The organism is Nonomuraea soli (assembly GCF_013761175.1).
Taxonomy (GTDB): Bacteria; Actinomycetota; Actinomycetes; order Streptosporangiales; family Streptosporangiaceae; genus Nonomuraea; species Nonomuraea soli.
In genome coordinates, this window is record NZ_JACDUR010000004.1 from 903,875 (window position 1) to 919,470 (window position 15,596).

Here is a 15,596-nt window from a genome sequence, read left to right on the forward strand (position 1 = left end):
TCTCCGCGTTTCTCCGGCCTATCGGCTCGGCGTCGGGCTCACCTGGAAGAAGGCGGCCCTCCACTCCCCGTCCCTGCGCACCAGCACGGTCGTGGCGTACAGCCGCATGGTCATCGGACCGGCGCCTTCGGCCAGGACGTCGATCTCGACGGTGCTGCTGTGCACGAGGCTGTCGTCCGTCAGCTTCACGATCTTGTGGTCGGACTGCTCGGTGCGCGTGTACGGGTTCCGGTTCTCGGCGAACCCGCGCAGGATCGCCTCGCGGTCGGTGACCACGCCCCAGTGCGAGACGCTGATCGCGTCGTCGGTGAGGAACTTGTCGTAGAAGACCGCGTCGCCCTCGCGGTTGGCCTGCCATGCGCGATCGGTGAGTTCGATGATCTCGTTGTCCATGACACCAGTTTAACCGGTGTCATAGGATGGTGTCCATGGAGATGGTGCTGACGGGCCGCGACGGCCAGAGCTTCCGCTTCGACGCGGGTGCGTTGTGCCTGGAGTTCCTGCTGTCGGGCGTGCTGGAGCCGTGGGAGCGACTGCACGAGGCCGCGGACCTGGCGGACTGGATCCCGCGCTCGCGCCTGGGCGTCGAGGGACCGGTCGAGGTGGGCGGGCACGAGATCGACGGGGCCAAGCGGCTGCGGGCGGCGATCTGGCGGCTGGCCGTGGCCGTGACCGGCGACAAGGAGATCACGCCGCCGCTCTCGGGGGAGGCGTATCGGACGGGGGAGCGCTCGGCGGACCTGGAGACGCTCAACGAGTTCGCCGCCGCGCCGCCGCCGGTGCCGGTGATCGACGGGGAGCTGCGGCGGTCGTGGGCGGCGCCGGTGACGGGTACGCAGTTCCTGTCGGCGGTCGCGCGTGATGCCGTGGAACTGTTCGGCGGTGATCGGCTGGAGCGGTTGCGGATGTGCGGCGGCGACCGCTGTGTCCTGATATTTCTGGACACGTCACGGCCGGGGGCGCGCCGCTGGTGCTCCATGGACCGCTGCGGCAACCGCCACAAGATGCGAACCCGCCGCACCAGGGCCTGAGGCGGCGATCAGAGCCCCAGGTCGTCCAGCTCCTTGCGCAACGCCGCGCGGGAGTCGGCGGGCGGCGCGGCGGACGCCCGCGGGCGGTCGCGGAACAGCCAGCCGCCCGCCACACCGGCCACGAACCCGAACACGTGGGCCTGCCACCCGATCCCCTCCTGCGGCAGCAGCCCGGTGAAGGTGTAGGCGAAACACAGCGCCATGACCACGCCCACCACGATGTCGATCAGATGCCGGTCGAAGACGCCGCGCACCAGGATGTAGCCGAAATACCCGAAGACCACGCCGCTGGCGCCCGCGCCGATGCTCATCGGGTCACTGGTGAACCACGCCCCGAGGCCGCTGACCAGGATGATCATCCCGGTCACCCAGAGGAACCTGCCGACCCCCCGGTAGGCGGCGAGGAAGCCGAAGATGAACAGCGGTCCCGAGTTGCCGTGGATGTGCCCCCAGCCCCAGTGCAGGAACGGCGCCGTGGCGATGTCGGGCAGGCTGGCGGGGTTCCACGCCTGGACGCCGAACTCGTCGCTCAGGGTGTAGCCGGTCATCCAGTTGACGATCTGCACCGCCCAGATGAAGGCCAGGAATCCGACCATCACCCAGAAGGCCTTTCGTGCCTCCGCGACCATGATCTCCGCTGTCACGCGGTCGAGTATCAGGCCCCTGAGTCACGATCAGGGCTCAGCCCAGGTACTTCTGCAAGTCGTCGAGGATCTTCCCCGCGGCCGTGACGCCGATTCCGGTCATCCAGATCTCGTCGTCGACGTTGTGCTTGGCCGCCTTGAGGTTGCTCCAGAGCGGTCCCGCCGTGATCGAGGCCTGCTGGTCCTGGGCGGCCTTGCCGTACGCGGTGTAGAAGAGCACGTCGGCGTCCGCCTGCGCCAGGTTCTCGGGGGACAGCTTGCCGAACCGCTTGTCGTCCTGGCCGGCGAGCAGCTGGGCCTCGGGCCTGGCCACCGCGGCGTCGCCGAGCACGATGCCGCTGAACGACTCGGGACCGTAGACGCGGATCTCGGTGGGCATGAACCGGACGATGCTCACCTTCTTGTCGGTCTTGATGGTCTTGGCGCGCGCCTCGTAGTCGGACAGGAGCTTGGCCGCCTGCTCCTTCTTGCCCAGTGCCTCGGCGTCGAGCAGGAAGTTCTCCTTCCACGTGATGCCGACCTTCTCGGTGAAGACCGTGGGCGCGATCTTGGCGAGCTTGTCGTAGAGGGCGGCCTGGCGGAACTTGCTGCCGAGGATGAGGTCGGGCTTGAGCGCCGCGATGGCCTCCAGGCTGGGCGCCTGCAGTGTGCCGACGGGCTTGGTGTCGTTCAGCGCGGCGCCGAGGTAGGCGGGCCACTTCTGGTTCTCGCCCGCCTGGGCGGCGCCGACCGGGCTCAGCCCGAGCGAGACCATCGTGTCGAGCTTGTCGGTGTCGAGGACGACCACGCGCTGGGGCGTCCTGGGCACCGTGGTCTGGCCCATGGCGTGCTTGACGGTGGGTCCGTCGGCGGTGCTCGCCGGGCCGGACGAGCCGCAGGCGGACAGGGCCAGGACGGGGAGCACGGCCAGAGCGGCCAGGCGCAGACGCATTTCTGTGAATCCTCTGTCGGTTAGTTAGGTGACCCTAAGTATCCCATAAAGGCCCCTGTGAGCTGTCCGAAACATCCGCGAAACACCCTTCCTCCGAGATTCACGAATGCGAAACACACCTGGTCGTGCCCTGAAACGGCGGAAGAACACAGTTCGGTTCAGCGTCAGTGCGCAGCCGGTCAACGAGGTCCTGGAGGCGTCCACTGCGACTCGTGAACAACCGGCCACAGCCAATCTCTGAAGGAGGGTCGCGTCGATGATCGATGGCGGCACTACCACCTGGATGCTGGTTTGCACCGCCCTGGTGCTGCTGATGACTCCAGGCCTCGCACTCTTCTACGGGGGCATGACCCGCGCCAAGAGCGTCCTGAACATGATGATGATGTCGTTCGCGAGCATCATCGTGGTCACGATCGCCTGGGTGATCTACGGCTTCTCCCTCTTCTTCGACCCCGCGGGCGACGGCAGCGGAATCGTCAACAAGCTGGTCGGCGGCCTCGACTACCTCGGTCTGACCGGCGTGTTCAACGCCGTGTACGAGAACCTCATCGTCGAGGACGCGGCCAAGCAGATCACCGCGGAAGCCGCGGCGGCCGACAACTTCCCGCTGATGGTCTTCTCGGCCTTCCAGCTGACCTTCGCGATCATCACGGTCGCGCTGATCAGCGGTGCGATCGCCGACCGCGCCAAGTTCGGCGCCTGGGTGCTGTTCGCCGGCGTCTGGGTCACCCTCGTCTACTTCCCGGTCGCGCACTGGGTCTGGGGCGGCGGCTGGCTCGGCCAGCTCGGCATCGAGGACTTCGCGGGCGGCACGGTCGTCCACATCAACGCCGGAGCCGCGGCCCTGGCCCTCGCCCTGGTGCTGGGCAAGCGCAAGGGCTGGGGCAAGGAGCCGATGCGCCCGCACAACCTGACCCTGGTCCTGCTCGGCACGGGCATCCTGTGGTTCGGCTGGTTCGGCTTCAACGCCGGCTCCGAGCTGGCTCCCGACCAGACCGCCGGTCTGGCCTTCATGAACACCCAGATCGCCACCGCCGTCGCCGCGGGCACCTGGATCGTCGTGGAGAAGCTGCGCGACAAGCACTCGACCACCCTGGGTGTGGCCTCCGGCGCGGTCGCCGGTCTGGTCGCCATCACCCCCGCCTGCGGCTTCGTCGACCCGTGGGCGGCCGCGGTCATCGGCCTGCTGGCCGGCGCCGCCTGCTGCTACGCGGTGGGCTGGAAGAACAAGCTCGGCTACGACGACTCGCTCGACGTGGTCGGCGTGCACCTGGTCGGCGGTGTCGTCGGCGCCGTCTCCCTGGGCTTCGTCGCCAACTACCCGTTCCTGCCCGGCCAGAACAAGGGTGTCCTGATGGAGGGCGGCCAGTGGAGCCAGGTGGGTCTGCAGATCCTCGGCCCGGTCGCGGTCGGTCTCTACTCGTTCGTGGTTTCCTGGGTCCTCGGCAAGATCATTGACAAGACCATGGGCTTCCGCATCAGCGAGGAGGCCGAGGTCGCCGGCATCGACATCACGTCGCACGCCGAGACCGGCTACGACCTCGGCAGCGTTCACGCCTCCGGCGTGATCTCCTCCAACGGTCCCGTGAGCACAGTTAAGAAGGTGGACGCATGAGGCTCATCACCGCGGTCATCAAGCCCTTCAAGCTCGATGACGTGAAGGCCGCCCTGGAGCAGTTCGGGGTCAAGGGCATGACGGTCAGCGAGGCCAGCGGCTATGGCCGGCAGAAGGGCCACACCGAGGTCTACCGCGGCGCGGAGTACCAGGTCGACCTGGTGCCGAAGGTCCGCCTGGAGGTGCTGGCCGAGGAGGACGACGCCGAGGACGTCATCGACGTCATCGTCAAGGCGGCGCAGACCGGCAAGATCGGCGACGGCAAGGTCTGGTCCGTCCCGGTCGACACGGTCATCCGTGTCCGCACCGGTGAGCGCGGGCCCGAGGCGCTGTAGTGCGGAAGCTTCCGATGCTCGACGAAGCGCTCGGTCGGTAGCACGGTGCGAGGAGAAGCCCGCTCGTTCGCCGCGGCCCGCAAGGAGCGGGCCGCGGACATCGACCGCTGGCTGAAGGATCTGGCCCGTACGGCAGGCGCGATCGGCAAGGTCGCGCTTGTCGCGGTCGGCTCACTGGGCCGCTCGGAGCTGGCTCCCGGCAGCGACCTGGACCTGGTCCTGCTGCATGACGGGAGCCAGGACATCGGCCGGGTGGCCGACCGGATCTGGTACCCGATCTGGGATTCGGGGGTCGGCCTCGACCACTCGGTCCGCACGGTCGACGAGGCCGTCAAGGTGGCCCGCCAGGACCTGAAGGCGGTTCTCGGCCTGATCCAGGCCAGGCACGTGGCGGGCGATCCCGAGCTGACCAGGAGCGTGCGCGAGGCGGTGCTGGCCGAATGGCGTGTCGACTCCCGCCGCCGCCTCGGCGAGCTGCGCGAGGCCGCCGACAAACGCGCCGAGAGCGCCGGGGAGCTGGCCTTCCTCCTCGAACCCGATCTGAAAGACTGCCGGGGCGGGCTGCGTGACGTGCAGGCGATGCAGGCCGTGGCCGCCGCCTGGGTGGCCTCCGCCCCCGGCCCGCGGGTCCGCGAGGCCTACGAGTTCGTCCTGGATGTACGGCACGCGCTGCACGTGGTGACCACCCGCGGCGCCGACCGGCTGGTGTTGCAGGAGCAGGACGCCGTCGCGGGCACTCTGGGGCTGCTCGACGCCGACGCGCTGATGCGCCGCCTGGCCGAGGCCGGCCGTACGGTCTCCCATGCTTTCGACGGCACCTGGCGCACGGTCGACCGCCTGCTGTCCGGCCCGACGCCGCGCGGGCGCAGGCCGGTCGCCGACGGCGTGGTCGAGCACGGCGGCGAGGTCGTGCTGGCCCGCGGGGTCGACCCGCGCAAGGACCCGGTGCTCGTGTTGCGCGCCGCGGCCGCGGCCGCCGAGGCCGGGCTGCCGCTGGCCCCCGCCACCGTCTCCACGCTGGCCGCCCAGTCGCCGCCCATGCCGGTGCCCTGGCCCACGGAGGCCCGCGACGCGCTGGTGGCGCTGCTGGGCGCGGGCCGCGCTGCGGTCCCCGTGTGGGAGGAGCTCGACCAGGCGGGCGTGCTGGTGAAGCTGCTGCCCGACTGGGAGCGGGTGCGGCACCGGCCGCAGCGCAATCCCATCCACCGATTCACCGTCGACCGGCATCTGATCGAGGCCGCGGCCAACGCCGCCGCCTACACGCGCGAGGTGTCGCGCCCCGACCTGCTGCTGATCGCGGCGCTCCTCCACGACATCGGCAAGGGCTGGCCGGGCGACCATTCGGAGACCGGCGAGGTGGTCGTGCGCGACATCGGCTCCCGGCTGGGGTTGCCGGCGGCCGACGTGGACACGCTCGCCGCGGTCGTACGCCACCATCTGCTGTTGCCGGAGACCGCGACCCGGCGCGACCTCGACGATCCGATGACGATCGAGAAGGTGGCCAAGGCGGTCGGTTCTCGCGAGGTGCTGGAGTTGTTGTCGGCGCTGGCGGTGGCGGACGGCCACGCGACCGGCCCTGCGGCGTGGAACAGCTGGAAGGCCGGGCTGGTCGCCGACCTGGTGCGGCGGGTGCGCTCGATGCTGGCGGGGTCGCCGCCGCCCAAGGCGCCCACGCTGTCGATCGAGCAGACCGCGCTCGCCCGTCACGGGGGAGGGGCGGTGCGAGTGCAGGGTCCCAAGGTCACCGTGGTCGCCCCGGACCGTCCCGGCCTGCTCTGGCGTGCGGCGGGCGTGCTGGCCGCGCACCACCTGGTGATCCGCTCGGCGTCGTCGGCCGCCGCGGGCGACACCGCCGTGATCGAGTTCTCGGTGGTTCCTGAGTACGGCTCGCCGCCCGACCCGGCGACGCTGGAAGCCGATCTGCGCCTGGTGCTGGCCGGGCGGCTCGACATCGAGCAGCGACTGGCCCGCAGGGCCCGGTCGATCAGGCCCGCGCGCGTGCCGGTGGCGCCTCCGCGCGTCTCGCTTGTTGACGACGCGTCTGCCACTGCGACAGTTGTCGAAGTCAGAGCGCACGACCGACCAGGGCTTTTGTGGCGGATTGGTCGGGCTTTCGGGGAATGTGGGCTTGACGTGAAAGCTGCGCGTGTGGAGACTCTGGGCGCGGAGGCGGTAGACGTCTTCTACGTGGTTGACCGCGCCGGTCGCCCCCTCAGCGACGACGCGCATCGCAGCGAAGTCCGTGACCAGGTGCTTGCCGCACTGCGATAACCGGACATGCACGGTCTGTGGTCACATTTGTAACAATTGTGTCGGTTTTGCCTGGTCATGCATGTGCTGCGGATACCTTGTGGACGACTTAATACCCGTTTTACTGCGGGATGATCGAGGGGTAGCGAGCAGCGGTGACAACGCGTAACAACGTGCCGGACCCGGGCACAGGGGGTGCCTGGCCGGACCAAGGTGGGGCCCCCAAGGGCAGGCGCGACCGCCAGAAGCGGTCGATGCCCAAGTTCGCGCTGCGTAACTGGCGCGTGAGATGGCGGCTCACGGCGCTCATCCTGGTTCCCACCATCGCCGGCGTCACCCTCGCCGGCGCGCGCGTGGTCACCTCCATCGAGAGCGTCGGCAGCTACACCCGCGTGGCCACGGCCGCCGAGACGGCCGGACGCCTGCGCGAGACGCTCCAGGCCATCGGGCTGGAGCGTGACACCGTCGGCTGGTACGTGATTTCCGGCAACAACAAGTCACTCCGCGAGCACTCGGAAGCCCGCGTCAAGGACACCGACCGCGCCATCGCCCGGGTCCTGGACGACCTGGCCACCATCGACGACTCCTACGGCACCCGCGCCGCCGAGCGCGCCAAGAGCGCCGCCGCCTCACTGCGCGGCCTGCCCAGCGTGCGCAAGGAGAAGAACCCCGCCCGCTACTCCGGCGTCATCGACAACCTGCTGCGTCTGCACGAAGAGCTCAGCCTCACCACCAACGACCCGCAGATCGTCGGCCAGCTGCGTGGCCTGAGCGCGCTCGCCCGCGCCAAGGAAGCCATCTCCCAGCAGCGCATCATGCTGCTGCAGGCCTCCTACCAGGACGGTGCGACCACCGCCCAGCAGGTCGAGGACTTCATCGCGATGCGCGACCGGCAGAAGAGCGCCGTCAGCGCCTTCGGCTCCGAGGCCGGCTCCAAGGCGGCGCTCGACCTCAGCTCCGCGCTGAACCAGGAGAAGTTCTACAAGACCGAGCTCACCAAGGCCCGCGCCATCGTGCTCGCCGGCAGCAAGGGCGCCTCGGGCGTGACGCTCCAGAAGCGCCTGATCGCCGACGACGCCAAGGGCATCACCGCCTGGTTCAACGACAACTCGTGGGTCGTCGAGCAGATCCGCACCCAGGTCGAGAACAAGTACGCCGAGCAGGCCCTCCTGCGCGCCGAGGAGCTGCGCGAGGCCGAGGTCCGCAACGCGATCCTCGCCGGTGTCGCGATCCTCGTGCTCCTGCTGCTGGTCCTGCTCCTGACCGTCGCGATCGCCCGCTCCATGGTCAGCCCGCTGCGCCGCCTGCGCTCCGAGGCCCTGGAGATCGCCGGTATCCGGCTTCCCGACGTGGTGCGCAACCTGCGCGTCTCCGGCGAGACCACCCCGCCCGACGTGCTGCCCATCCCGATCGACGGCAAGGACGAGATCGGCGAAGTGGCCCAGGCCTTCGACGAGGTCCACCGCCAGGCCGTACGGCTCGCGGCCGAGGAGGCCGAGCTGCGCGGCAACATCAGCGCGATGTTCGTCAACCTCTCCCGCCGCACCCAGACCCTGGTGGAGCGTCAGATCTCCCTGATCGACGGTCTGGAGAAGGGCGAGCAGGACGGCGGCCGACTGGCCGACCTGTTCAAGCTCGACCACCTGGCCACCCGCATGCGCCGCAACTCCGAGAACCTCCTGGTCCTCGCCGGTCACGAGCCCGCGCGGCGCCGCAGCCAGCCCGCCCGCCTCGTCGACGTCGTGCGCGCCGCCCTGTCGGAGGTCGAGGACTACGAGCGCGTCCAGGTCCGCGTGCACCGCGCCACCATGGTGGTCGGCAGCGCCGCCAACGACCTCGTCCACCTCGTCGCCGAGCTGGTCGAGAACGCCGTGCAGTTCTCGCCGAAGAACTCCCAGGTCGGCGTCTCCAGCAGCGTCATCGAGGGCGGTGGAGCGCTGCTGTCGGTGAGCGACTCCGGCATCTCGATGACCGACGAGGAGATCGCCGAGGCCAACCGGCGCCTGGCCGAGCCGCCCGTCGTCGACGTGTCGGTCTCCCGGCGCATGGGTCTGTTCGTGGTCGGCCGCCTGGCCCTGCGCCACGGCATCCGCGTGCAGCTGCGCAAGGGCGAGGGCAGCGGTCTGATCGCGATGATCCTGCTCCCGCAGTCGCTCATCCCCGACAGCGGCCAGCAGCCCGCGCCCCAGCGCCCCGCGTTCGGCGGCAACCAGAACTACCAGCCCCAGCCCAACGGCGCCTTCCCCTCCTACGGGGACAGCTGGGACACCACCGGCGGCGCTTCCGCGCAGCGCCAGGGCCTGGGCTCCTTCACCGCCGACACGACCGGCTCCTTCTCCCAGCCCAGCGCTTTCACGCCTGGCTCGCATCCGAGCTTCCCGAGCAACCCGGGCAGCTACCCGAGCCTGGAGAACGCCGCCTTCCCGAGCCTCGACAACGCGAACTTCCCGAGCTTCCCCAGCGGTGACAATCCGCTTCCCCAGCGGGAGCCGCGCCCCCACGGTGACGAAGCCCAGGGACAGCCGGCATTCGGCGATCAGCGCCCCGGCTCCGCCTTCCCGTCGTTCGGATCCAACGACCAGCCGTCCCACAACCCGTACCCGTCGTTCGGATCCAACGACCAGGGCGGCGGATCCTTCCCGTCGTTCGGGCAGAACGAGCCGCAGACGGGTGCCTTCAGCCGGCCCACCGGGGGTTTCCCGAACCCGATGCCCGCGCCGCACTCCGCCGGAGAGCTGCGCAGGCCGCCGCACCAGCCCCCGTCGGTCGAGGTCTCGCCGATGGAGCCGGAGCGCGAGGAGTTCCTGCCGATCTTCGCCGCGGTGGAGTCGGCCTGGTTCCGCAGGCCCGACGCGACCAGCGACACGCAGCGCCCGGCCGCGCCCGCCGCGTCCGGGCCGCCCGCCGGTTCCGCTGCACCCGAGGAGCGGGACTCTCCCGCGCCTGCCGTACCCTCTGGCGAGGACGCCTGGCGTACGGCGGCCGACGCCGGTTGGCGCGCGGCCCAGGCCGCCAGCGACCCCAGCCTCGGTGGCATCACCCAGGCTGGACTGCCCCGCCGTACCCCGAAGGCCAACCTGGTTCCGGGCACGGTCAGCCAGTCGGCCCAGCCGCAGCCGCAACCGGCGGCCCCCGCCCCGCCGCCCTCGGCGGACCGGGTCCGCAGCCGGTTGTCCAGCTTCCAGCAGGGTGTCCGGCGTGGCCGCGCCGAGCTCAACGAGCAGGAGGACTGAGCGTGAGCGAGCTTAAGAATCTGCGCACGCTTGCGATCAAGGAGGAAGTAGCGTGACGACCCTCAGTCATGAGGCTCATCGGTTCGACTGGTTGATCACCGACTTCGTGCGCAACACCCCCGGTGTCGCCCACGCCGTCGTGGTCTCCGCCGACGGACTGTGCCTGGCCGCCTCCGAGGGCTTCCCCCCGGACCGCGCCGACCAGCTCGCCGCGGTCTCGGCCGGGCTGCTCTCGCTCACCGTGGGCGCCTCCCGGGTGTTCGAGGGTGGCGCCGTGACGCAGACAGTCGTGGAGATGCAGCGTGGACTGCTGCTGGTCATGGCGATCAGCGACGGCTCCGTGCTCACCGTCCTGGCCGCTCCCGACTGCGACATGGGACTGGTGGCCTACCAGATGACCCTGCTGGTCGACCGGGCCGGACAGGCGCTGACGCCGTCGCTCCGGGCCGAGCTGCAGGCCGCGCGGATCCGGTGATGTGATGGTGTACGGCGCCGACGGCGCGGGGGAGGACGAACCCCTGTTCCGCCCGTATGCGGTGACGGGCGGCCGGTCGGAACCTCGCTATCACCTCGCGATGGAGACCCTGGTCTCCTCCATGTCGATCCCGGACGACGAGCTCGCCCTGCTCACCCCCGAGCAGGAGGCCATCATGCAGTTGTGCAGGACCTTCCGCTCCGTGGCGGAGATCTCGGCTCTGCTGCGTGTCCCGCTGGGGGTGGCCCGCGTGCTGGTCGCGGACATGTCCGACGAAGGACTCGTCCGCCTGCACCAGCCGCAGCTGAAGCAGGGACAGCCAGACCTCACTATGCTCGAAAGGGTGCTCAGTGGACTTCGCAGGCTCTAGCCCCGGGCTGACTTCCACGAAGATCGTGGTAGCCGGTGGCTTCGGCGTCGGCAAGACGACGTTCGTGGGCGCCGTGTCCGAGATCCTCCCGCTGACGACCGAGGCGGTCATGACCGACGCCTCGGCGAGCGTGGACGACCTGTCGCTCACGCCGACCAAGCAGACCACCACGGTCGCGATGGACTTCGGCCGGCTCTCGCTCGACCGTGACCTGATCCTGTACCTGTTCGGCACGCCCGGACAGCACCGGTTCTGGTTCATGTGGGACGACCTGGTGCGCGGCGCCATCGGCGCCGTGGTCCTGGTCGACACCCGCCGCCTGGCCGACAGCTTCCCGGCGATCGACTACTTCGAAGAGGCCAAGCTGCCCTTCGTGATCGCGATCAACGGCTGGGACGGCTCCTTCCTGCACGGCGAGGACGAGGTACGCGAGGCTCTCGCGCTCTCGCCGCACGTGCCGATCGTGCGCACCGACGCGCGCCACCGCGAGGCGGTCAAGCAGACGCTGATCACGCTCGTTGAGCACGTCGTGCGCATCCGCGCCGCCTACGGGGCGCCGGCCTAGGCACGCACACCCCTCTCACCGGTTCCGGCGCCCGCCGGAACCGGTTTTCGGGTTTTCCGGCCGTCGGTCCCGGCTACCGGCCTGGATAGGGTGAAGGGGCTGATCGAGAGGGGATCGACGTGCCGCGGGGCAGGTTGAGGGTCTATCTGGGCGCCGCGCCCGGGGTGGGCAAGACCTTCGCCATGCTCGGGGAGGGGCGCCGGGCCAGGGATCGCGGGCGCGACGTGGTCGTCGGCTTCGTCGAGACCCACGGCAGGGCGCACACCGCCGAGCTGCTCGACGGCCTGGAGGTCGTCCCGCGCGCGCTGGTCCAGCATCGGGGCAGGAGCTTCACCGAGCTCGACGTGGAGGCGGTGCTGGCCCGCGCACCCAGGCTGGTGCTGATCGACGAGCTGGCCCACACCAACGTGCCGGGCTCGCGCAACGCCAAGCGCTGGCAGGACGTCGAGGAGATCCTCGAGGCGGGCGTCAACGTCATCTCGACGCTCAACGTGCAGCACCTGGAGTCGCTCAACGACGTGGTGCACGAGATCACCGGGGTGCAGCAGCGCGAGACCGTCCCCGACGAGGTCGTACGGCGGGCCGACCAGGTCGAGCTCGTCGACATGGCGCCGGAGGCGCTGCGGCGGCGCCTGGCGCACGGCAACGTCTACCCTCCCGAGAAGGTCGACGCCGCGCTGTCCAACTACTTCCGCGAGGGCAACCTCACGGCGCTGCGCGAACTGGCGCTGCTGTGGGTGGCGGGCAAGGTCGACGAGCAGCTCGACCGCTACCGCGCCGACCACGGCATCCGCGGCACCTGGGAGGCTCGCGAGCGGGTGGTGGTCGCCCTGACCGGCGGGCCCGAGGGCGACACGCTCATCAGGCGGGCGGCCAGGGTCGCCGACCGCAGCAAGGGCGCCGATCTGCTGGCCGTCCACGTGACCAGTGCCGACGGGCTGGCGACAGGCGATCCCGCCCAGCTGGCACGCCAGCGCGGTCTGGTCGAGTCGCTCGGCGGCACCTACCACCAGGTGGTCGGCGACGACATTCCCAAGGCGCTGCTGGAGTTCGCCTCCGCGGTGAACGCCACCCAGCTCGTGCTCGGGGCCTCGCGGCGCGGGCGCCTGGCCCAGCTGCTGTCGCGAGGCGTCGGCGTGGAGACGATCGCCCAGTCGGGCTCCATCGACGTCCACATGATCACGCACGCGGAGGCCAAGCGGGGCAGGCGGCGCCGCCAGCGTTCCAGGGCCGCGCTGACCCGGCGGCGGCGGCTGACCGGCTGGGCGATGGCGCTGCTGGGCATGCCGGGCCTGGCCGCCGTCCTGATCCCGGCCCGCGACGAGCTGTCGCTGCCCAGCCAGATCCTCTTCTTCCTGGTGCTGACCGTGGCGGTCGCGCTGGTCGGCGGCATGTGGCCGGCGGTCACCGCGGCGGTGGCGGGCTCGGTGCTGCTCAACTACTACTTCACCTCGCCGCTGCACGAGTTCATGATCAGCAGTCCCGACAACTTCTTCGCCCTGGTCGTGTTCGTGCTGGTGGCGGTCGCGGTGAGCAGCATCGTCGACACCGCCGCCCGCCGCACCAGAGAGGCGGCCCAGGCCGGCGCCGACGCCGAGATCCTGGCCACGCTGGCCGGACACGTGCTGCGCGGGGAGTCGGCCCTGCCGTCGCTGCTGGCGCGCCTGCGCGAGACCTTCGGCCTGGGCGCCGCGACCCTGCTCGAACGCTCCGCCGACCAGGAGTGGCGGATCGTCGCCACCTCGGGCGGGCCGCCCTGCGCCACCCCCGCGCAGGGCGACACCGACGTGGTGATCGACGAGAACCTGGTGCTCGCCGCCAGGGGCGAGCCGCTGGAGGCCGCCGATCGCCGGGTCCTGGAGGCCTTCGCCGCCGAGATCGCGGTGGCGCTGCGCCACCAGCGGCTGGCCGAGGCCGCGTCGCGCGCCCAGCCGCTGGCCGAGGCCGATCGTATGCGGACCGCGCTGCTCGCGGCCGTCAGCCACGACCTGCGCACCCCGCTGGCCTCGGCCAAGGCGGCGGTCGACTCGCTGCTGTCGACGGAGGTCGACTGGTCGCCCGGCGACCGCCGCGAGCTGCTGGTCACCGCGGAGGAGTCGCTGGTCAAGCTGAACCGGCTGGTCGTCAACCTGCTCGACATGAGCAGGCTGCAGGCGGGTGTGCTCGGCGTGGCCGCGCAGCCGGTGGCGCTGGAGGAGATCGTGCCCCGCGCGGTCGACGAGCTGGGCCCGCTGGCCGACCGGGTCGAGGGCGACATCTCCTTCGAGCTGCCGGAGGTCGTGGCCGACCCGGCGCTGCTCGAACGGGTCCTGGTCAACCTGATGGCCAACGCGGTCCGATACAGTCCGGCCGACCGCACCGTGCTGGTGAGCGCCAGCCGGCACGGAGGCCAGGTGGAGATCCGCGTGGCCGACCGCGGCCCCGGCATCCCGCCGGAGGCGCACGAGCGGGTCTTCCAGCCCTTCCAGCGGCTGGGCGACCGCGACAACCACAGCGGCGTCGGGCTGGGCCTGGCCCTGTCGCGTGGCCTGACCGAGGCCATGGGTGGCACCCTGACACCGGAGGAGACACCCGGGGGAGGCCTCACCATGACCCTGACACTGCCGATCAAGGAAAGACCATGACCCGCGTCCTCGTCGTCGACGACGAACCGCAGATCCTGCGCGCGTTGCGCATCAACCTGGCCGCCAGGCACTACGAGGTGGCCGAGGCCGCCGACGGCGGCGAGGCGCTGCGGCTGGCCGCGGAGTTCCGGCCCGACGTGGTCGTCCTCGACCTCGGCCTGCCCGACATCGACGGGGTCGACGTGATCCACGGCATCAGGGGCTGGAGCTCGATGCCGATCCTGGTGCTGTCGGGCCGGGCGGGCAACCAGGACAAGGTGGAGGCCCTCGACGCGGGCGCCGACGACTACGTCACCAAGCCGTTCAACATCGAGGAGCTGCTGGCGCGCCTGCGGGCGGTGACCCGGCGCAGCGTGCTGCACGAGGAGGGCCTGTCGAAGATCAAGATCGGCGACCACCTGGTCGACCTGACCAGCAAGACGGTCTCGGGCGACGTACGGCTGACGCCGACCGAGTGGCACATCCTGCAGATCCTCCTGCACAACCCCGGCAAACTGGTCAGCCAGCGGCAGTTGCTGACCGAGGTCTGGGGGACCAAGTACCTCAGGGAGACCCACTACCTGCGTCAGTACCTGGGCCAGCTGCGGCGCAAGCTGGAGCGTGACCCCGCGCACCCGGTCCACCTGATCACCGAGCCGGGCATGGGTTACCGCTTCCAGCCCTGAGCTACCGCTGCCAGTCCTGAGCTACCGCTGCCAGCCCTGAGCTACCGCTTCCGGCCCTGAGCCGCGAGAGTCGGCCTCAGTCGCGCACCAGCGCCTCGACGCCGTCGAGGATACGTTCCAGGCCGAACTCGAAGGCGTGGTCCGGGTCGTAGGCCGACTGGTGGGCCTCGCCCGCCGCCTGGCCGACGCGGGTGGCGACGGGGTAGCGGGTGGTGTCGGCGATGCGCGCGAGGAACGGCGCGTGCGCGGCCCACCACTGCTCGTCCGAGAGCCCGGTGGCCTGCTCGGCGCGGGCCACGTCGACGGCACCGCGCGCGCTGCCGTGCACGAAGTCGGTGACGAGGGTCAGCACGGAGTCCATCTCGATGTCGGTCAGGCCGATGCCGTCGATGGCGCGCAGCTCGTATTCGTACTTGGCGGTCACGTTGGGCCCGAGCACCGGCCGGTTGCTGGCCACCTGGAGCAGCCAGGGATGGCGCAGGTAGAGCGCCCAGTTCTCGCGGGCGATGTGGCGCAGCCGGTCGCGCCAGCCGCCGGTCACGTCCGCGGGCCGGTCGGTCTCGCCGTAGACGGTGTCGAGCATGACGTCGAGCAGTTCGGGCTTGCCCGGCACGTAGGTGTACAGGGACATGGTGCCGACGCCGAGTCTCTCGGCGACCCTGCGCATCGACAACGCCTGCAGGCCCTCCTCGTCGGCGACGGCGATGGCCGCGCGGACGATGCGGTCGACGTTGAGCTCCGGCTTGCCCTTGCGGCTGGGCTTCTCGCTGGTGCGCCAGAGCAGCGCCAGGCTGCGGGCGGGGTCGCCCTTGCCTGAGTACTCGGTGGTCATGATTCGTACGGTACACCGTACGCTTG

14 protein-coding genes are annotated in these 15,596 nt (G+C 70.5%); 10 read left to right on the forward strand and 4 right to left on the reverse strand.

The genetic code is table 11. The features are described from left to right. Nucleotides 1-18: 18 nt before the first annotated feature. A complete protein-coding gene (locus HNR30_RS22700) occupies nt 19-393 on the reverse strand; it encodes a nuclear transport factor 2 family protein (protein WP_181611946.1) in 375 nt (124 codons plus the stop codon). A gap of 35 nt (nt 394-428) precedes the next feature. Here HNR30_RS22700 and HNR30_RS22705 point away from each other — a divergent pair, with 35 nt between their 5' ends. Then, nucleotides 429-1,031, forward strand: coding sequence for a CGNR zinc finger domain-containing protein (locus HNR30_RS22705; protein ID WP_246378906.1), 603 nt, complete (start codon nt 429-431; stop codon nt 1,029-1,031). Nucleotides 1,032-1,039: 8 nt separating this feature from the next. Here HNR30_RS22705 and HNR30_RS22710 read toward each other — a convergent pair whose 3' ends face one another. Both HNR30_RS22710 and HNR30_RS22715 read right to left on the reverse strand, forming a co-directional pair. Then, the gene (locus HNR30_RS22710) at nt 1,040-1,675 is read right to left on the reverse strand and encodes a rhomboid family intramembrane serine protease (RefSeq protein WP_220133819.1); all 636 of its coding nucleotides are present in this window, start codon (nt 1,673-1,675) and stop codon (nt 1,040-1,042) included. A gap of 37 nt (nt 1,676-1,712) precedes the next feature. Beyond that, nucleotides 1,713-2,606 (reverse strand): ABC transporter substrate-binding protein, encoded by an 894-nt coding sequence (locus HNR30_RS22715; protein WP_181611947.1) that lies wholly within the window; start codon nt 2,604-2,606, stop codon nt 1,713-1,715. Between the two features lie 256 nt (nt 2,607-2,862). On the opposite strand from HNR30_RS22715, the gene HNR30_RS22720 reads away from it, so the two are divergent. From HNR30_RS22720 to HNR30_RS22760, 9 genes are all read left to right on the forward strand, one after another. Then, nucleotides 2,863-4,221 (forward strand): ammonium transporter, encoded by a 1,359-nt coding sequence (locus HNR30_RS22720; RefSeq protein WP_181611948.1) that lies wholly within the window; start codon nt 2,863-2,865, stop codon nt 4,219-4,221. Then, on the forward strand, nt 4,218-4,556 hold the full coding sequence (locus HNR30_RS22725; RefSeq protein ID WP_181611949.1) for a P-II family nitrogen regulator: 339 nt from the start codon (nt 4,218-4,220) through the stop codon (nt 4,554-4,556). Before HNR30_RS22720 ends, HNR30_RS22725 begins: the two co-directional genes overlap by 4 nt. A gap of 45 nt (nt 4,557-4,601) precedes the next feature. Beyond that, the gene (locus tag HNR30_RS22730) at nt 4,602-6,827 is read left to right on the forward strand and encodes a [protein-PII] uridylyltransferase (protein WP_181611950.1); all 2,226 of its coding nucleotides are present in this window, start codon (nt 4,602-4,604) and stop codon (nt 6,825-6,827) included. 233 nt (nt 6,828-7,060) lie between these two features. Further along, a complete protein-coding gene (locus HNR30_RS22735) occupies nt 7,061-10,039 on the forward strand; it encodes a sensor histidine kinase (protein WP_181611951.1) in 2,979 nt (992 codons plus the stop codon). 52 nt (nt 10,040-10,091) lie between these two features. Next, nucleotides 10,092-10,514: a roadblock/LC7 domain-containing protein gene (locus tag HNR30_RS22740; protein ID WP_181611952.1), complete on the forward strand. Its 423-nt coding sequence runs from the start codon at nt 10,092-10,094 to the stop codon at nt 10,512-10,514. A 4-nt stretch (nt 10,515-10,518) separates the two neighbouring features. After that, on the forward strand, nt 10,519-10,884 hold the full coding sequence (locus HNR30_RS22745) for a DUF742 domain-containing protein (RefSeq protein WP_220133820.1): 366 nt from the start codon (nt 10,519-10,521) through the stop codon (nt 10,882-10,884). A 7-nt stretch (nt 10,885-10,891) separates the two neighbouring features. Then, nucleotides 10,892-11,449 carry a GTP-binding protein gene (locus HNR30_RS22750; protein WP_181612183.1) on the forward strand — a complete coding sequence of 186 codons (558 nt, stop codon included), beginning with the start codon at nt 10,892-10,894 and terminating at the stop codon, nt 11,447-11,449. A gap of 119 nt (nt 11,450-11,568) precedes the next feature. Next, nucleotides 11,569-14,073, forward strand: coding sequence for an ATP-binding protein (locus HNR30_RS22755; protein ID WP_181611953.1), 2,505 nt, complete (start codon nt 11,569-11,571; stop codon nt 14,071-14,073). Then, a complete protein-coding gene (locus HNR30_RS22760; protein ID WP_181611954.1) occupies nt 14,070-14,738 on the forward strand; it encodes a response regulator in 669 nt (222 codons plus the stop codon). The genes HNR30_RS22755 and HNR30_RS22760 overlap by 4 nt, the downstream gene beginning before the upstream one ends. Before the next feature lie 76 nt (nt 14,739-14,814). On the opposite strand, the gene HNR30_RS22765 is transcribed toward HNR30_RS22760, so the two are convergent. Next, nucleotides 14,815-15,570, reverse strand: a complete 756-nt coding sequence (locus tag HNR30_RS22765) for a TetR/AcrR family transcriptional regulator (protein ID WP_181611955.1) — start codon at nt 15,568-15,570, stop codon at nt 14,815-14,817. Nucleotides 15,571-15,596: the final 26 nt, after the last annotated feature.